Source organism: Gordonia sp. ABKF26 (assembly GCF_041103195.1).
Taxonomy (GTDB): Bacteria; Actinomycetota; Actinomycetes; order Mycobacteriales; family Mycobacteriaceae; genus Gordonia; species Gordonia terrae.
Genome location: NZ_JBGCVZ010000003.1, coordinates 3,225,734 through 3,247,023, shown reverse-complemented (window position 1 = coordinate 3,247,023; position 21,290 = coordinate 3,225,734). Strand labels below are relative to the sequence as shown.

Sequence of the window (21,290 nt, the reverse complement as noted above, 5' to 3'; positions counted from 1 at the left end):
TGCTGCGTACCGGTCACCGTTGGTCCGCCGGCATCGTCGACCGGTACGTGTCCGGCCGGAGTTCGGCGAGGTGACTCAGGACGCGCCGCGCCCGGTCGACCTCGGCGTCGACATCGACGGTCACCGTGGCCATCCCGCCTTTCGAACGGGTGGTTGCCAGGATGTCGCCGCCTGGTCCGACGACCTTCGCCTGTCCGAGGAAGCGCAGCGACCCCATCACCCCCGTCTGGTTCGACGACACGACGAACACCTGATTCTCGGCAGCTCGGGCGCTGTCGTAGAGATCGAACAACCGGGACTGGCGGTCGGCCGGTAGGCGTGCGGCGCGGTCGGTGACACTGGCCGGCCACGCGGACAGCGCCGCGATGATCCGTGCGCCGTCGAGCGCCAGCGTGCGTGCCGACTCCGGAAAGGTCTTGTCGTAGTCGATCAGCATGCCGACGCGGCCGACCGGGGTGTCGAAGGCACCGAAGGAGTCACCGGCCGCGTAGGCCAGTGCCTCGCCGGCGGGCTGATGCACCTTGCGGTGCGTGCCGAGGATGCCGTCCCCCGAGAGACAGACGGCGGTGTTGAATCGCTGCTCGCCGACCGCTTCGGTGTAGCCGATGCAGACGGTCATGTCGCCGGCGGCGGCGGCGATCGCGGCGAGTTCCGGACCGTCGGGTTGGAGAGCGGGTGGCAGCTCGGTCGGATCGGGCTCACGGAGATCGCCGAGATAGCCGCCGAGCGAGGCATCGGGGAAGACAAGGAGGTCGACGCCGTCGGTCGCGGCGGATTCGACGATGCCGACCGCCTTGGCAACACCGCGTTTCACGTCGCGTCCGAAGTGCGCGGCGAGGGCCCCGAGGGTGACCGTCCTCATGGGCGAACTGTACCGGTCGAGACCGTCGTCGAGGTCGGTCGCTCGAGAGTCATGCCCACGGGGTTCATGCGGCCCCCAGCCCGGTGACCGTCGATGCGACGGCGACGGTCGTCTCGCCGTCGGGCCACCGCAGTCGTACGCCGGGTTCCGTGGTCAGCCGGCCGCAGTCGGCGGTCGTGACCGGAGCAGGAGTGGGGACCGGGCGTCGGGCGCCGGCGCGATCGGTGCTGAGCATCGCATAGCCGGGGAAGCAGGTGAGCCACCCACCCATCGGCGCGTCGCCGGGGCGCGGTACTGCCGTCACATCCAGTTCGGCGCCCGTTCCCGACGCTTCGGCGAGCATGCCGAGCGTCCCCACGATCCCGGCCATGCTGACGTCCTTCGCCGACGCCGGACGCACGGTCGCGAGATGCGACGCCATGGCGACGAGTTCGTCGCTGCTGCGCGAACTCGTCGAGTCCCACTGACGATCGTGATAGCCGGGCCGCCATGAGCCGCCGAGGTCGGCGTGGAGGGTCACGGTGTCGCCGACCGCACCGCCGCCGGCCCGGAGCGGGCGATCCGTCGTGCCGAGCGCGGTGACCGACAACGCCGACGGCACTCCGACCTGCGTGTGGCCACCGAGAACGGGCGTGCGCCACGCGGCGGCCGCGGAGGAGATCCCGCGGATGATCCGTGTCAGGTGCGACGTCGTGGGCGCCCCCACGGCATCGAGCAGGCCGAGTGGGTGGGCACCCATCGCGCTGAGGTCGTTGATGTTGACGAGCACCGAACACCAACCCGCCCATTCGGGATCGCGTTCGATCATCGACGGGATGATGGCGTCGCAGGCGGCGATCACGTCGGTGCCGGGCAGCGGCACACCGTCGTCGCCGCGGAACCCGGCGGCTCCGAGGCCGCCGGGCATGTTCGCGAACGGCGCGAGCGCATCGGCGAGAACCGCTTTCGTCCCGTCGACCGTGCGTTGAATTCTGTCGAGTGGGTAGCGCATCTCGCGGTGCGACCGGCCTTCGATCCGCGGGCCGGGACCGCGGTCCAGCCAGCCGAGTCTCGAGAACATGGGTGCATAACGGTCCTGCACAGTCGCGTCGAACCGCAGGGCACCGAGTTGTTCGACGTGTGCGCAGGCCGCTCGTACGAGTGCTGCGCCGATTCCGGCTGCCAGTCCCGGATCGGCGACGACGAGCCGCGAGCCGAACCACCATCCGATGTCGGCGTGGACCGATCCCGCCCAGGGGGTGGGGGCGATCCGCACGCCACCCGCGATCGTCCCGTCGGCCAGGGTCGCGACGAGGACGGTGGTGCGCGGGTCCTCGTCGGTGTCGTCGAGATCGGTGCGCTCGAAAAGTGCCTGACGCTCGACGAATTCGCGGTGCCGCAGCGCCCGATAGGCCGCATGGTCCCGCGGGCTGCCGGCGACGGTGATCAGGAACTCCGACCGTGGCGTCGTTCGCGGAAGCCCGGACAGGATCGACAGTTCGCCCCGTGACAACACGTCAGCCTCCGACCGTCGGCAACACGCTGCAGGCACCACAGGCCGCGCAGCCCGCACGTTGGTCCGACCCGGACATCCCGATGAAACTCAGATGACCGGCGACCTCGCGGCTGATCTTCTCGACGATCGTCGGGTCGGGTGCGGGAGCGTTGTCGACGTCGACGGCGAGGGTCCCCGCGTGACGCCGGAACGGCACGATGAAGGGGTACACGCCCATGTCGGCGAGTTCTTTGGCACCCGCGACCATCTCGTCGGTGTCCTCGCCGAGTCCGACCAACAGGTAGGTCGACACCTGGTTGCGACCGAACACCCGGACCGCCTCGGCCCAGGCCGCGCGATATTCCGACATCGGGACCGTCGACTTGCCGGGCATCCAGCGACGCCGTACGCCGTCGTCGAGGGATTCGACGTGGATGCCGATGGCGTCCGCACCGGCGTCGCGGAGTTCGGTCAGGACGGCCAGGTCGGCGGGCGGTTCGCACTGGACCTGGATGGGCAGTTCGGGCACCGCCGCCTTGATGGCCCGGACGCACCGCGCGAGATGACGAGCCCCGCGGTCGCGTCCACCGCTCGTGCCGGTGGTCATGACCATGTTCGTCACGCCGTCGAGATCGACGGCCGCACGGGCGACTTCGGCGAGTTGCTCGGGCTTCTTCACCGCGATCGTCGAGCCGGACTTCAACGACTCCTCGATCGAGCAGAATCGGCACCGCTGGTCTTCGGCGTACCGGATGCAGGTCTGCAGGACGGTTGTCGCAAGCACGTTCCGACCGTGCAAGCGGGCGATCTTCTCGTAGCTCACCCCGTCCGCGGTCTGCAGGTCGTAGAACCGGGGCCGCCCGATCGCGCTGACCTCGACACCGATGTCGACCCCGTCATACAGCACACGATCGCCGTCGAAGACGAACGGACTCCGCGGGTTCCGCGGGATCGCGGCATGCAGCCCGTCGACCATCAGGTGCCCATCGTCGCTGGGCCCCGCTCCGCCGCTGCGCTGCAACGGAGGGTTCCCGCGAATCCCGAGCAACGCGAGGTCAACTCGTGTCGATACCGTCATGGGTACTCCCTTTCATTGCTGGTTGAGCCGACTCCGAGCGACCCGCTGCTTGTTGAGCCGACCCCGAGCCCCTCTGCTGGTTGAGCCGACACCGAGCGAAGCGAGGCGTCGAGTCGAAACCACCCGGCGACCGACCCCGCCAACGCAACGCACTACGGACCACAACCCCGAAACCTACTGCGCCACAACCAACCGCGCGCGCCCACCACAAACCGCCCCAACAACATGCTCCGCCACAAACCGAGCGTCACGATCAATGCCCAGGAACCGCCCTGACCCCCACGTATGCATCCACGGCAACCCGACGAAGCTGAGCCCGGGCACTTCGGTGACCCCGCGCGTCTGCATGGGGCGGCCGCCGCCGTCAAAGGCGCTGGCCTCGATCCACCGGTAGTCGGGTCGGTAGCCGATCGCCCAGATGATGGAGGTGACGCCTTCTCCCGCGAGGTCGAGTTCCACAGGATCGACCTCAGGCGCCCACACCGGTTCGTACCGAGAACTCTCCGGCGCCTCGATGCCGTGCTTCTCGATGTGCCGGTCGATGTCACCGCAGATGGAGTTGTACACCGCGTCGGCCCGGTCGAGCGCGGCGGTCAGCGTCGGCGCGAACTGCAGCGTCGAGTCCTTCCCGTCGTCGAGAACGCCGTACAGCTTCATCCCCTCCGCCGCGAAACGTCGGAGGTCGATGTCGCGGCCTCCGTCGCGGCCGGTGACGTAGTGATTGGTCTTCTCCTGCGCGGCCCGGCCGCCGGGGTACTCCTGGGTCGGTGTGTCGTAGAGACCCATGTCCGACAGCCACGTCATGCAGTCGCGCCCGCGATAGAACCGGGCGACTCTCGGCGCGTTTCCGATTGCGAGGTGCACCTGCCGACCCGCGAGGTGGAGGTCCTCGGCGATCTGCGTGCCCGACTGTCCCGACCCGACGACCAGCACGGCACCGTCGGGCAGTTGCTCGGGGTTGAAGTATTCCTCGGAGTGCACCTGGTGCACAGCCGGAATCCAGCGACGACGCGAACGGCGGCACCACCGGCAGTGGGTATCCACCGGTCGCGATGACGGCCTGGTCGCAGGTGAGCGACTGCATTCCGTCCGGGCCGTCGAGAGTCAGCTCGAACCGATCACCGGACAGTCGCTGCAGGCGAGTGACCTTCGTGTGGTCGACGAGCGGCGGTTCGAAGGTTTCCAGCCATCCGTGCAGCCACTCCACGACCTCGTCGCGCGTCATGAACCCGTCGGGGTCGGGACCCTCGTAGGCGTATCCGGGGAGTTTGCAGTGCCAGTTGGGTGTCACCAGCGTGAAGTTGTCCCAGCGCTTGTCGGCCCACGCATGAACCGCGGTGTCGGCTTCGACGACGAGATGGTCGACGCCCGCCTGCCCGAGGTACCAGCTGACCGAGAGGCCGGCCTGTCCGCCGCCGATGACGACGACCGGCACATGTGCGTTCATGACTGCTCCTCGAGTTTGCCGCTGGTTGACCCTTCACCGCTGATTGAGCCTTTATTGCTGGTTGAGCCGGGCCGGAGGGGAGCGACGCCCCGAGTCGAAGCCACCTCCGCACCCGGCAACGGCGGGTACATCGACACCACCTCGACCTGAGCGGAATCCGCATGCCGCCCGGCGTCGACCGCGATCTCCTCCGCCGACGCCGCGGCCGACGTGCAAGCGAATCCGTACTTGGCGCGGACCCGCGCGCTGGCCTCGTCGAGTGCGGTGGTGGCCCGCGACCGGAAGTCGTCGACGCGATAGGTCCCGGGTGCGAGATGGTCGTGCAGGACGAGGCTGGGGGAGTAGTACTGGCGGAACAGGCCGTCGGGCCAGCGCACCTGGACGGTCATCTCAGGCATGGGCGAGGTCCCGCCATGCGAAGTCAGTGTCTGCGTCGGACTCAGCCTCGACGAGCAACCCGTACACCTCGGGACGCCTGTCCCTCAGATGGAACATGCCGGCTCGCATGGCGGTGAAGCTCTCGGCAATGTCCACGTCGGCGACGGCCAGACCGCTGCCGAGAAGCGTTGTGTCGAGGATGTTCCCGCCGGGGTCGACGATCTTGGCGTTGCCCACGTAGCGCAGCGACCCGAAGGTGCCGCTCTGGTTGGCGGCGACCCAGAACACCTGATTCTCCAGGGCACGCGCGGTGTCGAAGAGGTTGAATCGGTAGGTCCAGCGGTCGTCTTGCAGGTTCTCCGCGGTCGCGGTGCGCGCTGCCGGCCAGGCGGACAGGCTCGCGATGATCTCGGCACCCTTGAGCGCCATGATGCGGGCCGCCTCGGGAAATGCCTTGTCGTAACAGATCTGGAGACCGATCCGGCCGACGGGAGTGTCGAAGACGTCGTACCCGGTGCCCGACGAGTAGGACATGTTCTCGCCCAGGGGCTGGTGGACCTTGCGGTAGCTGCCGTAGATGCGGGTCCCGTCGAGGACGGCGGCCGCGTTGTAGCGGGTCTCGCCGTCCTCGCCGAGCTCGCAGAATCCGATCGCCACCACCAGATCTCCGACGATGGACTGCACCCGAGCGATCTCGGGCCCGTCGAGGGAGATCGCCGGCGGCAACGATCGTGTGCTGTTCTTCTGGGTGTCGCCGTGGTTGCCCAGCGACGACAGGTATCCGCCGATCGCCGCCTCCGGGAACACCAGGAAGTTGACGCCCCGCGTTCGTGCCTCGGCGACGTACTGTTCGATGGTCGCGTAGTTCTGCTCGAGATCGCGGGTGAAGTTCGCCGCGACGGTTCCGATGGTGGTCATGTGCTTCCCAAAGTCGGTGATGGTTGTACTGGTTGATCAACCCTGTTGGTTGAGCAGGCGAGGAGCGCAGCGACGAGCCGTGTCGAAACCACTCTCGCCCAACAATTCTGGACCGATATCAGACCATGTAGGTCGAGTTGATGATGGCGCCCTTGCGTGCGTAGTGGATGAGTGCGTCCTGGACGTCGAGCGGATGTGCCGGGATGACGCCTTCGATCAGGTCCTCCTCGCGTCCGCCGTGTAGGGCGAGACCGAAGCGACAGCAGAACACGGTGCCGCCCTCGGAGATGAAGGTCTCGAGCGAGTTGTTGATGTTCTGCTCGCCCGGGAATCCGGAGTCGCCGGTCGTCGGGAATCCGCGTGTGGCAAGGCAATTGATGGCGCCGGGGCCGTAGAAGTACATGGCCGATTCAAAGCCCTTGCGCAGCGCACGGGTGGCCTGAAGGACGGCGACGAACGACACCGACGACTCGTGCGCGATGCCGTGCACGAGCGTGAAGTACGACTCCCCGTTCTCGGCCTGGTAGTCCGGGAAGATCTTGGTGCCGCCGTAGATGTTGGAGCCCTTGGGAAGTGAGGGGTGCGGGATCTCCGCCAGCGACGCGGCGATGTTCTCGGTGATGGTTTCGTCGAAAGAAGGCACAAGAACTCCTGGGATGGCGAGACGAGACAGTGTCTGATGGTCGGGCCGCATGGCGGCGGCTCGACGTGCGAGGGTGGATCGGGCATCATTGCCCTGAGTGGTTCGACCGGAGATCCGGTCTCATCGAGTAGCGCTTGCTTGCTACGACACTCAGTTCACTCGCCATCGATTACCGAATGGTTTCCGGCGGAATAAAGAAACCGCGAATTCACGTAACACGACCCTGGTCGGTCGACCGTCACACGCGGAGCAACCCGGTCATAAAAATATCCGACGAACCGGTCGGGTCGGGGGTCTGACCGGTTCGTCGGACGAGACCCAGTGTATCCCTCGCGCCGCAGCACGGTCCATCGAGGTATCCGCAATTCTGTGACCTCTTGGATTGCAGATCCTTCATCGCGTCTTGTTCCCTGAGGTGTGAGGAGCGCAAGCCGCCGGGCCGAGAAAGCGACGAAGGAGCGCGTCGAGGTCGACGAGCCTCGAAGGGCGCCCAAAATCGCTCCTGCGCGCCGCGCACGCCATCGACCGCGACACGGAGCAACCTGGACGTCATGCTCACTGCAGTTCTCTACGGGCTCGCGACCGCCATACCTATCGCGGTCGGCGCTGCGATCGGTCTGCGCTGGAACCTGCCGAATCCGATCCTGGCGACGCTGATGGCGTTCGGCGCAGGCACGATGATCGCGGCGGTGTCGACCGAACTCTTCGAACCGGCCTTCACCCAAGCCGGTACGGGTGTTGCGGCGGTCGCGCTCTTCTCCGGGACCGCGGTCTACGTCGTCGCCGACCGTCTCGTCGAGACCAAGCTCGGGTCGTCGGCGATCGGTCCCGCACTGATGATCGGTGTCTTCCTTGACGGTGTGCCGGAGAACACCGCGCTCGGCGTCTCGCTGACCGCGGGAGGCTCGCTCGTGCTGGTGGTGGCGATCGCGGTCGGCAACGTCCCCGAAGCGGTGAGCGGCGCGTCGTTGATGCGCCGCGAGCACGACGCCTCGGGCCGCTCGGCGCTCGCGATGTGGATCTTCACCGCCGTCGTCCTGGTCGCTGTCACAGTGGGCGGTTACGCGATGGCCGACGCCATCCCGTCGACCGCGATCAGCGTCGTCCAGGCGTTCGCCGGCGGCGCGACGCTCGGTGTGCTCGCCAACTCGCTGATGCCAGAGGCCTACCGCGAAGGCGGGTGGTGGGTCGGCCTCGCGACCGCAGCCGGATTCCTTCTCGCATTCGTCCTCGGCTGATCTTCATCACTCTCGGGAGAAGGCCCCCAGGCTCGCGGAGGAACGTCACCCACCGCTCCCTGAGGAGGCCCGGAGCTTGCGGAGGGCCGTCACGAAGGGTCCCCCGAGCACCCACCCAAAACGCGACCCCACAATCTAGTGCGTCTGCACCGCCTCCGGGTCACTCTCGACATGCCCGTCCGCCAGCTCCGACAATGCCCGGAACACGCGTTTCGACGCTTCGGCCCACGGCATGAGGATGGGGAAGACGTGGAACATGCCGGGTTCTTCGATGGCGTGCGTCGGTACCTCCGACGCCTCGAGTCGTGCCGCGAAATCGCGTATGCCGTCGCGGAACATCTCGCTGCCGCCCCAGCACACGAACGTCGGCGGGAACCACGACGGGTCGGGTTCGCCGTTGATGGGGGACACCCGCGCATCGTTCGGCTGCACGCCGTGCAGGTACGGCGTCACCGGGATGCTCCACGGCAGGATGTCGTAGGGGGCGTTCTCGGTGATCGACGGATGGTCGAGGTCGAGATCGATCTCGGGGGAGAACAGCGCGAGCGCGCCCGGACGCGGCAGGTCGTGATCGCGGAGGTAGGCGACGAGCGACGCCGCGAGCCCACCGCCACCGGAATCGCCGGCAACGATGATGTGGTCGGGGTCGACGCCGCGTCCCAATAGCCCGCGGTAGACATCCGCGGCATCGTGAACGCCTGCGGGGAAGGGAAATTCGGGGGCCATCCGATAGTCGGCGATGAACACCTCGTGCCCGGCGATCCGCACGAGCGACGACGCGAACGCCGAGTACATCATCGGCGATGTCCCGATGTATCCACCGCCGTGCAGGTAGAGGATCGTCGCGCCGATCTCTTCTTTCTCGCAATCGTCGTCGACGTAGGCGTCGGTGCTCGCCTTGGCGCGACACCACAGCCCGGGCACGCCGCCGACGATGTCGTCGGTGAGTTCGACGCCGTCGGTCAACTCGACGAAGGGTGGCATCACGACGCGGCACACGTCGTCGAGGATCTTCTCCATCGACCGGAACTCCTCGATCGGCAGTCCCATCGAGTAGCCCATGAACGCGCGGATGGTCTGGCGGGTGACCGACTGGCCGAGGTTGTCGAGAAGCCCGGACGGGCCCGACCACGGCTTGCGGAACGGCACCCGCGCGAGGCCGTTGACCATGCTCTGCGCGAGCCCGACGACGGTCAGCGCGGTCACCGGCGCCGACGCGGTCTGGACCTCCGGACGATCAGCCATCACCATGCCGCTCAGAGTAACGAGAGCGTCGATGCCCGGCTGGACACGCGACCCACCGGGTGGGGCGGCAGCCGCCGGGCGTGGCAGACTACCCGGGTCCTCTAGTCCCCGAGATCCCCGTGAGGCGGCGATGGAGTTCTCAGCCTTCCCGGCTCCGGTCGAGGCCCCCGGCACGTCGAGCGGTTCCGAGTCCGCGCAGGTCACGCTGGTCGACGCGTGGGAATCGAACCGATCGATCCAGAAGTCGGCCGTGGGACGACTGTTCGCGGCCACGAACTCGGCCCTCTACGTCACCTTGATGGAACGTCACCTCGATTACGGCACCAAACTGTCGGAGACCGAGCTGACGGTGCGCCTGGACCGCGACCTCGCCGACCTCGACCTCACCGACCAGGCCACCGGCCTCGAGCTGGTCAAGCTCTGGGCTCGGCAGGGCTGGCTGCACCGAGTCACCGACACCTCCGACCCGCACGCCCCCAACCTGTGCCATCTGACCAGCGAGGCGCGGTCGGTTCTGGACTTCATGCGTCGTCAACGGCGTGAGGATTCGATCGCCACCGGCGGCTCCATCACCGGTATCGCGTCGGAGCTCCGACGCGTCGCCGGTCAGGTCAGCAACGATCCCGACCAGATCCGCTCGGAGATCGAGGCACAGATGTCCGACCTCGATGCCGAGCTCGCCGACCTCGACGCCGGCCGACGCCCCCCGGTCGACCTGCGCGTCGCCGAGGACGCCGCCCGCACCATCGGCTACCAGATGGAGCAGATCGTCTCCGACATCGGCCAGTACGGCACGATGCTCGACCGCATCACCACCGCGCTGCTCGACGACCCCGGAGACTCCGACCTCGCCTACCGCGACCGTCAGCGTCAACTCTTCGACGACTACGAGGCGCTCCTCGACTCGCCGCAGTCCGCGTCGTACCAGGCGTTCTCGCACCTGATCCAGGATCCGGAGCGTCGCGCGCGCCTGAAGTCCGACATCGAGACGATCATCGACAGCTTCCCGGGCATGGATGCGGGCCTGCGGTCGGTGATGGACAACTTCTTCGGCCTCGTCACCCAGCAGATGGCCGAGGTCGGGCGTACCAGGCAACGCTGTGCGCGCCGTATTCGACGCTTTGTCGCGTCGGGCACCCTCGAGCAGAGCCGCGGCCTCGCCCGCCAGCTCAACGACGCCCTGGCCACCGCCAACGAGCTGCTCAAGACGTCCCTCGCCGATCGCCGCATCGGCTACGAGCTGCCCCTGGCCGCGCCGACGGTGAACTCGATCGGTCGACTCGCCTTCGAGATCCGGGAACACGTACCGCCCGCACCCGCGCTCCCGGCCGCGGTCGACGCCGACCTCACCTCGTTCGCCTCGCTGTCCGGCCAGGTCGACACGACCGAACTCACCGACACGGTGAACGCCGCGGTCGCCGCCGGCCCGGTCGCACTGGCCGACGTCATCGAGGGACTCGAGGAGCCGTATCTCGCCCACGTCATCGTCCTATGGTCGTGGGCCTCGAAACAGCAAGCGGCAGGGGAGAAGGTGCCGATGACCACCGTGCGATTCCGGTCCCTCATCGGCGACGACCACGCGATCGAAGTGCCCGACCTGACCTTCACCGAACCGATTCCGACTGCGGAGGTCGACGCCGAATGACATCTTTGCCCCCGAACGTGGACGCCGATACTTCGCTCCCCGAGGTGCAAGCGGACGAATCCAACCCCGTGCTCCCTGAGGTGCGAGCGCAGCGAGCCACGAAGGGCGACCCTGAGACGCGAGCGGAGGACCCTCTGCCCCCTGAGGTGCGAGCGAAGCGAGCCACGAAGGGCGACCCAACCCCCACCGAATTCGCCGGCTTCGACGACTTGCCCACCGTCGCGAACCGAGCCGCGACCCACACGCCGACCGCCCCGCGCTTCGACGGCGACGTCAGCGAGCTTCCCGACCGTGCGTGCTGGGCGCTGCAGAACCTGTTGACCCGCCGCTACATCAGCGGTGACCGGCAGCCGCAGCTGTGGTCGTGGGTGGCCGAGTACCAGGACGTGCTGCGGGGCCGCCTCTCCGAACTCGACCTCCGGCTGCGCATCGTCGACGAACTGCAGGTCGCCTTCGTCGAGCAGGCCGGCTACGACTCCCGTTGGGGCCGAAAGATCCTCAAGCGCGAGACGATTCACACCTACGACGCCATCCTGGCGCTCCACCTGGCCAAGTACGTGCGCGCCGCTCGCGACGAGCCCGTCCTGATCACCCGTGAGGAGATCCACGAGCTCTTCGCCGGCGTCACCAACACCATCGACCGCGACCTCGCACTCTTCGACAAGCGCATCGAACGCGCCCTCGACAAGATGGAGGAGCTCGAGTTCCTCCGCAAGCAGCGCGACGACACCGACACCTTCGTCGTCAGCACGGTGATCTCAGCGGTGATGACGGCGTCGGTGATCACCGATTTGCAAAGACAATTCGAGCAGTTCATCGGTTCCGGTGACACCGGGGAAGTGCCGCCAGAGGACCTCGCCGACGAGCCTGCGGAGCGCGACGAGGACGCAGCCGACATAGACGGCGCCTACGGCGAGAACGACGAAGGAGACGACTGGTGAGCGGGCAGGTCGACCAGTACCACCTGTCCCGGTTGCAGCTGATCAACTGGGGCGTGTTCGACGGGTATCATTCGATCCCGTTCAGTCCCAACGGTTCTCTGATCACCGGGTCGTCGGGTAGCGGTAAGTCGTCGTTGCTCGACGCCATCTCGCTGGCGTTCCTGCCGGATCATCGACGCAACTTCAACGCCTCGGGTGATGCGACGGCGGCCGGATCGTCCAGCGGCAAGCGCACGGTCGGCAAGTACGTGCGCGGCGCGTGGGGTGAGCGGCGCGACGGCACCAACGCCCACCGCGAGATCATGTACCTGCGGGGCACCGGCCCGGCGTGGGCGGCCATCGCGGTCACGTACACCTCAAGCTCCGGCGAGGCCATCACCGGCCTGGTGCTGAAATGGCTTGCCGCGGGCAAGATGACCGACGCGCACAGCTCGTACTTCATCTACGACGGCGACGCCGACATCGTCGAGGCCTGCAACGAGTGGGCCGCGAACAACTACAACTCGGCCAAGTTCCGCGACCGCGGATGGCGCGGCGGACCCGGCGAGGGCAAGTACCTCTCGACGCTGTACTCGCTCATCGGGATCCGCGGTTCCGACGCCGCGCAGCAGCTCCTCGGAAAAGCCAAGTCGCTCAAGAGCGTCGGCGGTCTAGCGCAGTTCGTGCGGGAGTTCATGCTCGACGCCCCGACCAGCATCGTCGGGATCGCCGACGCCCTCGACCAGATCGACCCCCTCGTCGAAGCCCGCGAACTGCTCGACGTCGCACGCCGCAAGCGCACCATCCTCGGCAACATCGAGGAGGTGCACGAGCGGTACGCGGGGGAGTCGGCCACCTTCTCTGTCCTCGACACCATCGACAACACCACCATCCGCAGCTACGTCAACAACCTGCGGATCCACAACGCGCAGCCCGAGGTCGCCGACCTCGACGACCAGATCACCCGCCTCGACGGCGATCTCGCCGCGCTGACCACCCAGCACGACCAGCTCCGCCAGGACCACAGCCTGCTGTTGTCCCGGATCGCCACGTCCACCGGCGACCTCGCTCCGCTGCGCGAACAGCTCGGCGGCGCACAGAAACGCAGCACCGAGGTCACCGCCCGACGCAACGCGTACGAGGACAAGGTCTCCGCGCTCGGCTTCACCCCGCCCACACGAGCGGAGGGATTCTGGCTGCTCCGCGAGGAACTCACCGAGGAAGCCGCCAAGATCGATGGCCAGCTCGACGCCGGGCGCGCCCACTATGCCGAGGCACTGGCCAGCGAGGTCGCCGCACGTACCCGCCGCGACGCCGCGATGGAGGAATTGGGCCGCGTCGCGAACGCCGGCTCCGCGCTGCCGCGCACCGAGCACGAGATGCGCCGCGCGATCGCCCACGGACTCCAGATCGACGAGTCCGAGCTGAAGTACGTCGCCGAACTCGTCGAACTCGACCCCGACGAAGAGCGGTGGCGCCTGGCCGTCGAGAAGGTGTTGCGCAACGTCGGTCTGCGCCTGCTGGTGCCCGACAAGCACTTCCGCGCCGCTCTGCGCTTCGTGAACTCGCACGACATGCGCGGCCGGATCCAGCTGCACCAGGCCGACTCTCGCCCGATGCCGGTTCTGGAAACGGGAACACTCGCGTCGAAGCTGCGTCCCGTCGACGCGTCACACCCGTGTGCCGCCGAGGCGATGACGGTCCTGTCGAAGCTGGGCAACCACATGTGTGTCGACAGTCCCGGCGAGTTCTCCCAGCACGCCAAGGCGGTCACCGATCAGGGTCTGCGCAAGGATTCGGCGAAGCTCGCGGTCAAGGACGACCGTCAGCAGCTCCGTCGGTCGCAGTACATCTTCGTCGGCGACGTCGCGTCGAAGATCGCCGCCCTGCGCGACGAACTCGAGTACGAGGAGCGGGCGTTCGAGGATGCCCGCCAGGATTGTGCCGAGCTTGACCGTGAGCGCAGTGCCAAGGAACGACGCCGCGACGCGTATCGCCGTGTGTGCGAGCAGTTCACGCAGTGGAACGAGATCGACGTCGACTCCGTGGATGACCGGGTCGACCAACTCACCGACCAATACGACCTGCTGATCGAAGAGAACCCCGACGTCGAGGCATTGCAGCGCAAGGCCGAAGACCTGTGGGAGCAGGTCCGCAACGCGATCTCGCAGGCCGCGCTGGTCAAGGACAAGATCGCTCGCCAGGACGCGCGGCGTACCCAGCTCCTCGACCTCATGGATCGGTTGAAGCCCGAAGACGTTCCCGCGCAGGCAGAGAAGACGCTCGACGGCTTCCGCGAGGATCTCTCTGCGACCCTCGACGTGCTCAATCCAGAGCCGTATCGACAGGAGATCGTCAAGGCCGCCGGCCGCGAGCGCGACCGGATGCGTTCGGATGCCCGACGCTCCCGCGACGAGCTGGCCCGCATCCTCGATACCTACGACGAGGAGTTCCCGGACGCCATCCCGAATGACAGCGACGACTTCGACGAACGTCTCCACGACTACGTCGCCGTCTGCCGCCGCATCGACGAGCGCGAGCTGCCCGCCGCCTACGAGCGGATGCGCCGGCTCATCACCGAGCAGGCCCCGGGCGCGATCCTCGGTCTCCATATGGCCGCCGACGCCGAGGAACGACGCATCGTCGAGCAGATCGAGCGCGTCAACACCGGCCTCGGCGCGGTGGCCTTCAACCGCGGTACCCGCCTGCGCCTGCGTCCGGGCCGCAAGAAGCTCGCTGCGGTCGAGGAGCTGACCGAGAAGGCTCGCCAGATCTCGAATCGTGCCACCGCGGTCAGCTTCGGCGACGAGCAGGCCATCCTCGAGCAGTACTCTGACATCCTGCTGCTGCGCGAACGCCTCGCCGGCAACACCCCGGAGGACCGCCAGTGGACGCGCGACGCTCTCGATGTGCGCAACCGGTTCGACTTCTACTGCGAGGAGCACGACGCCGAGTCGGGGGAGACCATCCGCACCTACTCCAACGCCGGCGACAACTCCGGCGGCGAGCAGGAGAAACTGATGGCCTTCTGTCTCGCCGGTGCGCTGAGCTTCAACTTGGCCAGCCCGCACGGCAACGACAATCGACCCATCTTCGCCCAGCTGATGCTCGACGAGGCGTTCTCCAAGTCCGACCCACAGTTCGCTCAGCAGGCATTGAGTGCGTTCCGCAAGTTCGGATTTCAGCTGATCATCGTGGCCACCGTCCAGAACACCAGCACGATCCAGCCGTACGTCGACAACCTGGTGATGGTGTCGAAGACCGAGGCCGGGCCGGAGTTGCGGCCGGTTGCTACCGCTACGTCGACGGGGATCAAGGCGTTCTCGGAGTTGCGGCGGTCGGGGAGTCAGTTGCCGGTGTAGCAGTTGATTGCGGACCTACCGAGCCATTGTTTGCGGTTGGTGGTCCTAGCGAAATTGGCGCATTCGGCGGTACACCCTGGTGGGCGCCGTCGTTCAGCGCCCACGATCTCATTTGACAAAGATCTGACATGAAATGGTGGGACATGGTCTGAGCGTGCAGCGCGTGTCCTTAGAGGGGCTCCCTCTAAGGTCGGTATGGTTCTCCTATGGCTTTGGCGATTCGAGGTAGTTTGCGTTGAGCGGCGGCATCGAGAATCCAATTCTGAACGGGCCCTACGACGCTCCCGATCGGCACTATGAGATCGGACCGTCAGGCCCGACCGGCGTCATCATCCAAGGCCGGCGACCCAGCGAGTCCTTCATCCCTATCGCGGTGACCAGGAAGGGTAACAAGGGGACCGATGGGTCGGTGCAAGAAGGCTTCGACTTCGATCTAACCGGCGAACGTCGTGAGAAGAACAGCCTAATTAACGACATCCGTCGTGACGTCGACAAGTGGCGGGCGAGCGGGCACTACGACGGCGTCACCCCTATCAGTCGCAAGCTCCTTCAGCACTGGGCTGATCCCAGCCGGGAAAACCGGGTTATCTTCGCCCAACGTGAGGCCGCCGAGACCGCGATCTTCCTCACCGAGGTGGCCGGTAGGCACCCGTCCTATGCCGACTGGCGCAATCGGCTGGAGCCGGAGAACGAGGCCCACAACGACGGGTTGCCACGAGCAGCCCTCAAGATGGCGACGGGCGCCGGCAAGACGATCGTGATGGCGATGCTGATCGCCTGGCAGACGCTCAACAAGACGCAGTCGCCGAACGACGCACGGTTCACCAACCGGTTCCTCATCGTCGCTCCTGGCATCACTATTCGCGACCGCCTCAACGTCCTACTACCCGAGACCGACGGCAACTACTACGACCTGCGCAACCTCATCCCCTCCGACCTCAAAGGCGGCATGGCGAGCGCGCGGATCGTCATCACGAACTTCCATGCGTTCCAGCTCAAGGACGCCAAGGAGATCAAGGGCGTCGCCCGGAACACTCGCCTCCTTCTGAAGGGAAACAAGACCAGCGATCCCTTCAAGGAGTCGCCGAAGGCGATGGTCAGCCGCGTGCTTCGCGGCCTCGGTGTCACCGAGGCGGGCAAGAAGCAGCAGATCATGGTCTTTAACGACGAGGCGCACCACTGCTACCTCGCAAGGCCCTTGGCATCGGGCAAGGAGACCAGCGAAGAGAAAGACGCCAACGAGAAGGCCGGGCTGTGGTTCAACGGACTTCGCGCAATCGCGAAATACGTGGGGATCAAGCAGGTTTTCGACCTCTCCGCGACCCCCTTCTACCTATCTGGGTCGGGTTACGCCGAGGGCTACATCTTCCCGTGGGTTGTCAGCGACTTTTCCCTGATGGACGCCATCGAGTCCGGCATCGTCAAAGTGCCAAGAACCCCAGTCGACGACGATGCAGAGACCGAGCACGTCGTCTTCCTCAGGCTCTGGGACTTCGTGGGCAAGGAGCTGCCGAAGAGGGCAGCCAAGGATGCGGTCACTGATTGGGCACCACCGAAGGAACTCGAGGCAGCCCTACGCAGCCTGCATCGCTCGTACGAGAAGGCCTTCGCGCACTGGGAGGAAAACCTCCAGCAGTACGGCGGGACCCCGCCGGTCTTCATCGTGGTCTGCCCGAACACTGTGGTCAGCAAGCTCGTCTATACGTGGATTGCGGGAGAAGAAGTGGTCCGCGACGACGAGATCATCGCCCACAAGCCTGGGGAACTTTCTCTGCTCAGCAACGTCGTCGACGGTAGGCCGCTGTCCAAGCCCCGGACGATCCTGATCGACTCCGCGCAGATCGAGTCCGGCGAAGCCATGAAGGCTGACTTCAAGCAGGCGGCTGGTGCCGAGATCGCTCAGTTCAAGGCCGAGTACCGCAAGACCAACCCGGGCGCCGACGTAGAAAAGCTCACCGACGAGGACCTCCTGCGCGAAGTCATGAACACGGTGGGCAAGCCCGGCAAACTGGGTGCCGACATCCGCTGCGTGGTGAGCGTCTCCATGCTCACAGAGGGCTGGGACGCCAACACAGTGACCCACATCCTTGGAGTTCGAGCGTTCAAGTCTCAGCTCCTCTGTGAGCAGGTCGTCGGCCGAGGCCTACGTCGCCGCTCCTACGAGGTAAGTGACGAGACAGGCAGGTTCGAGCCTGAGTACGCCAACGTCTACGGGATCCCGTTCCAGTTCGTCGCCGGTGAACCCGCCGAAGGTGAGTCGGCACCTCCCAAGCCGTCCATCCATGTCCATGCGGTCGAGGGACGTGAGCACCTGCGGATCAACTTCCCCAAACTCGACGGTTACCGAGTCGAGATCCCCGACGAGGACATCCACCCCGACTTCGACCAGGCGCCGGAGTTCCCCATCGGCAAGGACACCGTCCCGTCATGGGTCGAACTGGGTGGTCTCGTTGGCCAGAAGGAACTCGAAGAGGGTGACCCGACGATCTACCGAACGCAGGAAGTCGCCTTTCGTTTGGCTAAACGCATCCTCGACCAGCACTTCACGCGCGCGGGCGACAAACGACCGTGGCTCTTCCCGAAGCTCGTCGGCATCTGCTCGGAGTGGATTGACACGAAGGTTGTCGTCCACGAGGGGTATTCGCTGGGCTTCCTCGTCACCATCACCCAGGCTCAGATACTTGCCGCCGAGCAAGTCTGGAACGCTATTCTCCGGCTGCCCGGCAATCGCCGCGAGCGATTGCGGCCGATGGTCAACCGGTTCGACCCGGAGGGATCGACCGGTGACGTCGACTTCGTGACGCGGAAGAGAACCATCCCAGTCGAGAAGTCCGAGATTTCGCATGTGACGCTCGATGGGAACGGTCCCGAGGGGAACGCATGGGAGAAACGGATGGCCGCGATCCTCGAGGATGACTCGAACGTCGCAGCGTTCGTCAAGAACGACCAGTTAGGTCTCACCATCCCGTACGTCCACAAGGGCCGCAGCCATTCGTACATCCCAGACTTCTTGGTCCGTCTGAAGCGCACGGATGAAGACGTCGAGCGGACCCTGATCATCGAGATCTCCGGCAGCCAGAAGAGTCCCGGTCCGACGAACCAGAAGGCGGAGACTGCCAGGAACTCTTGGTGCGTAGCTGTAAACAACCACGGCGGATGGGGCCGATGGGCCTACATCGAGATGACGGAACCCGACCAGTTCAAGACAAGGTTGGCAGACGCGATCCAGAGTCTGTACGGCGACAAACCAATCATCGGCGACCCCGACCTACTTGACTTCGCCGAAACGAACGCAGACATCAACACCACAAGGAGCGCTCGTGGCGCGTAAGACTTCCAAGGGCCCGACCCCGATTGACTCGATCAAGCACGGCGAGACCCGCAAGAACATTCCCACGGCCGACGCACAGGACTTCGTGACCCCCGAGATCGAGGCCTTCCGCAAGGTCCGTTATCAGCGCGACGAAACCCTCGACCCCCAGCTCGTCTGGCTCGGCAAGTACCCGGCCGCCCCTAACGAAGCCGGCGACGATTCCGACCTCGTCACGGATGCTCCTCCCATCTACATCCAAGAGAAGGTCGACCCGCGCGTGCTGGTCGAGAACCTCCGCCGAACAACGGCACGTCCCGAGGATGAACCGGAACTGGCTCTCTTCGATACCTTCGACGGTCTCGACGAACTCGAGCAGGTCGATTTCTACGAGCACGACGCCAACTGGTCGAACCGCATGATCCTCGGCGACAGTCTGCAGGTGATGGCTTCGCTTGCTGAACGCGAGCATCTGCGCGGCAAGGCCCAGATGGTATATGTCGACCCGCCTTACGGCATCAAGTTCGGCAGCAACTGGCAGGTTTCGGCCCGCGATCGGACTGTCCGAGACGGCAAGATGGAGGACTCTGCTCGTGAAGCCGAGCAGATTAAGGCCTTTAGAGACACGTGGGAGCTGGGTGTCCACTCCTACCTGACTTACCTTCGAGATCGACTCCTCGCTGCGCGGGATCTTCTTACCGAGTCAGGATCGTGTTTCGTTCAGATAGGCGACGAGAACGTGCATCTCGTTCGATCGCTAATGGACGAAGTTTTCGGCCCCGAAAATTTCGTTAGCCAAATCGCATTCGCTACTACTAGCGGGGCTGGGAGCTTCGCCGGAGGCACGAACGTACTGGCCAATGTCTTGAACTATGTGGTCGTCTTTGCCAAAAACCTTGAGGCGGTGAAGTACCGCCAGCTCTTCAAGACCAAGGCTCTCGGCGGCGACTCTGTCTCGCTCTACACCTCAGTTGTACTTGAAGATGGGTCCACTCGGCCACTGACGAAGGAAGAAAAGTCCGGAGGGAACCTGCCCCCAGGCGCTCGAGCTTTCGGTATCGACAACCTCACATCGCAAACCACCCGCGTAGGACAAACTACTGTCTTTCCTGTCACGGTGAGCGGTAAAACGGTGACGCCAGCAAAAGGCGGGTGGAAAACTAATCGTGTGGGCATGGAAAGATTGGTGGCTGCCAACCGAGTTTACGCGGGTTCAGGAAAGAACCTTGGGTACATCAGGTACATCGATGACTTTCCGGCCGCGCCACTCTCAAACAGTTGGACAGATACATTCGGGCAGGGACAGTTCGGTGGCGACAAGGTTTATGTCGTGCAGACTGCCACCAAAGTCATCGAGCGTTGCGTGTTGATGGCGACGGACCCAGGTGACCTTGTCATAGACCCCACCTGCGGTTCTGGGACGACGGCCTATGTCGCCGAACAGTGGGGACGCAGGTGGATTACCGTCGACACGTCGAGAGTGGCCCTGGCCCTGGCTCGCCAGCGGCTGATGTCATCTCTATTCCCGTGGTACCTCCTGGCTGACACTCCCGAGGGTCACAAGAAGGAGCAGTCGCTTACCGCCAATTTCGTCCCACGGCACCAGTTCGGCGGTGACATCCGCCAGGGGTTCGTTTACGAGCGTGTGGCCCACGTGATGTTGAAGTCGATTGCCAACAACCCCGACATCAAGGCGGGAATGAGTCGATCGGAAATCGATGCGGCGATTAAGCGACATGCTGAATTTGAGCTGCTCTATGACAGGCCGAGGATGCCAGGAAGGTCCGCGTAGCTGGCCCATTCACTGTTGAGTCACTCAGCCCGCACCGGGCTCTGTCGTTCGGTGATGCGCCGGAATCCTTGTCCGAGAAAGATACGGGCAGGAAAGCGGACGGTCCGAACTTTGAGCAGTCGATCCTCGAGAACCTCGCCAAAGCCGGCATTCAAAACGGCAAGCGGGCGGAGAAGCTGAAGTTCGAGACGTTCGAGACCTATGCGGGCCAGTACATCCAGGCCATCGGCCGGCAGATCTCGAACGGGGAGCACGCCGCCCCAAGCCGCATCGGCGTCGCGATCGGGCCGCAGTACGGGACTGTCAGCGCGAAGTACGTGAAGGACGCCGCTCGGGAAGCTATCCGTGATGGCGACGTCGACTTGCTCTGCGTCCTAGGCTTCGCGTTCGATCCTCAAGTGACCAACGTGACGGAAGAGGACGGCTACACAATCGAACCTTCCGACGAAGGCTTCGCTCAGATCGAAGGAGCACGCAACGTCGGCCGGCTACCAGTCTTAATGGTCCGCATGAATGCCGACCTCCTCATGGGCGAGGAACTGAAGAAGACTGGATCGGGCAACCTCTTCACCGTCTTTGGCGAGCCCGACATTGACCTGCGTTCCACGGACGAGGGCTACATCGTCGACCTCAAAGGGGTCGATGTCTACGACCCCACGACGGGGGAGGTCCGGAGCAGCGACACCGGCCAGATCGCGCTCTGGATGATCGACACCGACTACAACGAGGAATCGTTCTTTGTCCGGCACTGCTACTTCACGGGCGGCAATGATCCATACAAGCGACTCAAGACGGCTCTGAAGGCAGACATCGACGCTGACGCCTGGGAGTCCTTGTACAAGACAGTCTCGCGGCCCTTCGCCAAGCCCTCCACGGGAAAGATCGCAGTCAAGGTCATCAACGACTACGGCGACGAGGTCATGAAGGTGTTCGAGGTGTAGTGCCGGACCTTTGTCGATCGGTGCTGATGTGGTCATG

Annotated in this window: 14 protein-coding genes and 1 pseudogene; 7 read left to right on the top strand and 8 right to left on the bottom strand. The window is 65.2% G+C overall.

The genetic code is table 11. The features are described from left to right. Positions 1-13: 13 nt before the first annotated feature. From AB4Z55_RS15015 to AB4Z55_RS14985, 7 genes and pseudogenes are all read right to left on the bottom strand, one after another. On the bottom strand, positions 14-862 hold the full coding sequence (locus AB4Z55_RS15015) for a carbon-nitrogen hydrolase family protein (protein ID WP_369520003.1): 849 nt from the start codon (positions 860-862) through the stop codon (positions 14-16). A gap of 64 nt (positions 863-926) precedes the next feature. Further along, positions 927-2,357, bottom strand: coding sequence for an MSMEG_0567/sll0787 family protein (locus AB4Z55_RS15010; protein WP_369520002.1), 1,431 nt, complete (start codon positions 2,355-2,357; stop codon positions 927-929). Position 2,358: 1 nt separating this feature from the next. Continuing rightward, the gene (locus tag AB4Z55_RS15005; protein ID WP_369520001.1) at positions 2,359-3,414 is read right to left on the bottom strand and encodes an MSMEG_0568 family radical SAM protein; all 1,056 of its coding nucleotides are present in this window, start codon (positions 3,412-3,414) and stop codon (positions 2,359-2,361) included. Positions 3,415-3,588: 174 nt separating this feature from the next. Then, positions 3,589-4,861: pseudogene (locus AB4Z55_RS15000) on the bottom strand (MSMEG_0569 family flavin-dependent oxidoreductase). After that, complete coding sequence (locus tag AB4Z55_RS14995; protein ID WP_369520000.1) at positions 4,858-5,259, bottom strand: MSMEG_0570 family nitrogen starvation response protein; 402 nt, start codon at positions 5,257-5,259, stop codon at positions 4,858-4,860. Before AB4Z55_RS14995 ends, AB4Z55_RS15000 begins: the two are co-directional and overlap by 4 nt. Beyond that, positions 5,252-6,157, bottom strand: a complete 906-nt coding sequence (locus tag AB4Z55_RS14990; RefSeq protein WP_369519999.1) for a carbon-nitrogen hydrolase family protein — start codon at positions 6,155-6,157, stop codon at positions 5,252-5,254. The genes AB4Z55_RS14995 and AB4Z55_RS14990 overlap by 8 nt, the downstream gene beginning before the upstream one ends. Before the next feature lie 118 nt (positions 6,158-6,275). Further along, complete coding sequence (locus AB4Z55_RS14985) at positions 6,276-6,800, bottom strand: MSMEG_0572/Sll0783 family nitrogen starvation response protein (RefSeq protein ID WP_004019804.1); 525 nt, start codon at positions 6,798-6,800, stop codon at positions 6,276-6,278. Positions 6,801-7,351: 551 nt separating this feature from the next. Between AB4Z55_RS14985 and AB4Z55_RS14980 the strand changes: the two genes are divergently transcribed. After that, positions 7,352-8,038 carry a ZIP family metal transporter gene (locus AB4Z55_RS14980; protein WP_064570247.1) on the top strand — a complete coding sequence of 229 codons (687 nt, stop codon included), beginning with the start codon at positions 7,352-7,354 and terminating at the stop codon, positions 8,036-8,038. Between the two features lie 135 nt (positions 8,039-8,173). On the opposite strand, the gene AB4Z55_RS14975 is transcribed toward AB4Z55_RS14980, so the two are convergent. Then, a complete protein-coding gene (locus AB4Z55_RS14975; protein WP_101818921.1) occupies positions 8,174-9,289 on the bottom strand; it encodes an alpha/beta hydrolase in 1,116 nt (371 codons plus the stop codon). Between the two features lie 124 nt (positions 9,290-9,413). On the opposite strand from AB4Z55_RS14975, the gene AB4Z55_RS14970 reads away from it, so the two are divergent. The 6 genes from AB4Z55_RS14970 to AB4Z55_RS14945 all read left to right on the top strand — a co-directional run bounded on the left by AB4Z55_RS14970 (position 9,414) and on the right by AB4Z55_RS14945 (position 21,253). Further along, positions 9,414-10,928: a DUF3375 domain-containing protein gene (locus AB4Z55_RS14970; RefSeq protein ID WP_369519998.1), complete on the top strand. Its 1,515-nt coding sequence runs from the start codon at positions 9,414-9,416 to the stop codon at positions 10,926-10,928. After that, on the top strand, positions 10,925-11,869 hold the full coding sequence (locus tag AB4Z55_RS14965) for a DUF4194 domain-containing protein (protein ID WP_369519997.1): 945 nt from the start codon (positions 10,925-10,927) through the stop codon (positions 11,867-11,869). Before AB4Z55_RS14970 ends, AB4Z55_RS14965 begins: the two co-directional genes overlap by 4 nt. Further along, positions 11,866-15,210 carry an ATP-binding protein gene (locus AB4Z55_RS14960; protein ID WP_369519996.1) on the top strand — a complete coding sequence of 1,115 codons (3,345 nt, stop codon included), beginning with the start codon at positions 11,866-11,868 and terminating at the stop codon, positions 15,208-15,210. Before AB4Z55_RS14965 ends, AB4Z55_RS14960 begins: the two co-directional genes overlap by 4 nt. Positions 15,211-15,445: 235 nt before the next feature. Further along, positions 15,446-18,541: a BPTD_3080 family restriction endonuclease gene (locus AB4Z55_RS14955; RefSeq protein WP_369519995.1), complete on the top strand. Its 3,096-nt coding sequence runs from the start codon at positions 15,446-15,448 to the stop codon at positions 18,539-18,541. Beyond that, on the top strand, positions 18,531-20,312 hold the full coding sequence (locus tag AB4Z55_RS14950; protein WP_369519994.1) for a site-specific DNA-methyltransferase: 1,782 nt from the start codon (positions 18,531-18,533) through the stop codon (positions 20,310-20,312). Before AB4Z55_RS14955 ends, AB4Z55_RS14950 begins: the two co-directional genes overlap by 11 nt. A gap of 68 nt (positions 20,313-20,380) precedes the next feature. Then, the gene (locus AB4Z55_RS14945; protein ID WP_369519993.1) at positions 20,381-21,253 is read left to right on the top strand and encodes a hypothetical protein; all 873 of its coding nucleotides are present in this window, start codon (positions 20,381-20,383) and stop codon (positions 21,251-21,253) included. Positions 21,254-21,290 lie beyond the last annotated feature (37 nt).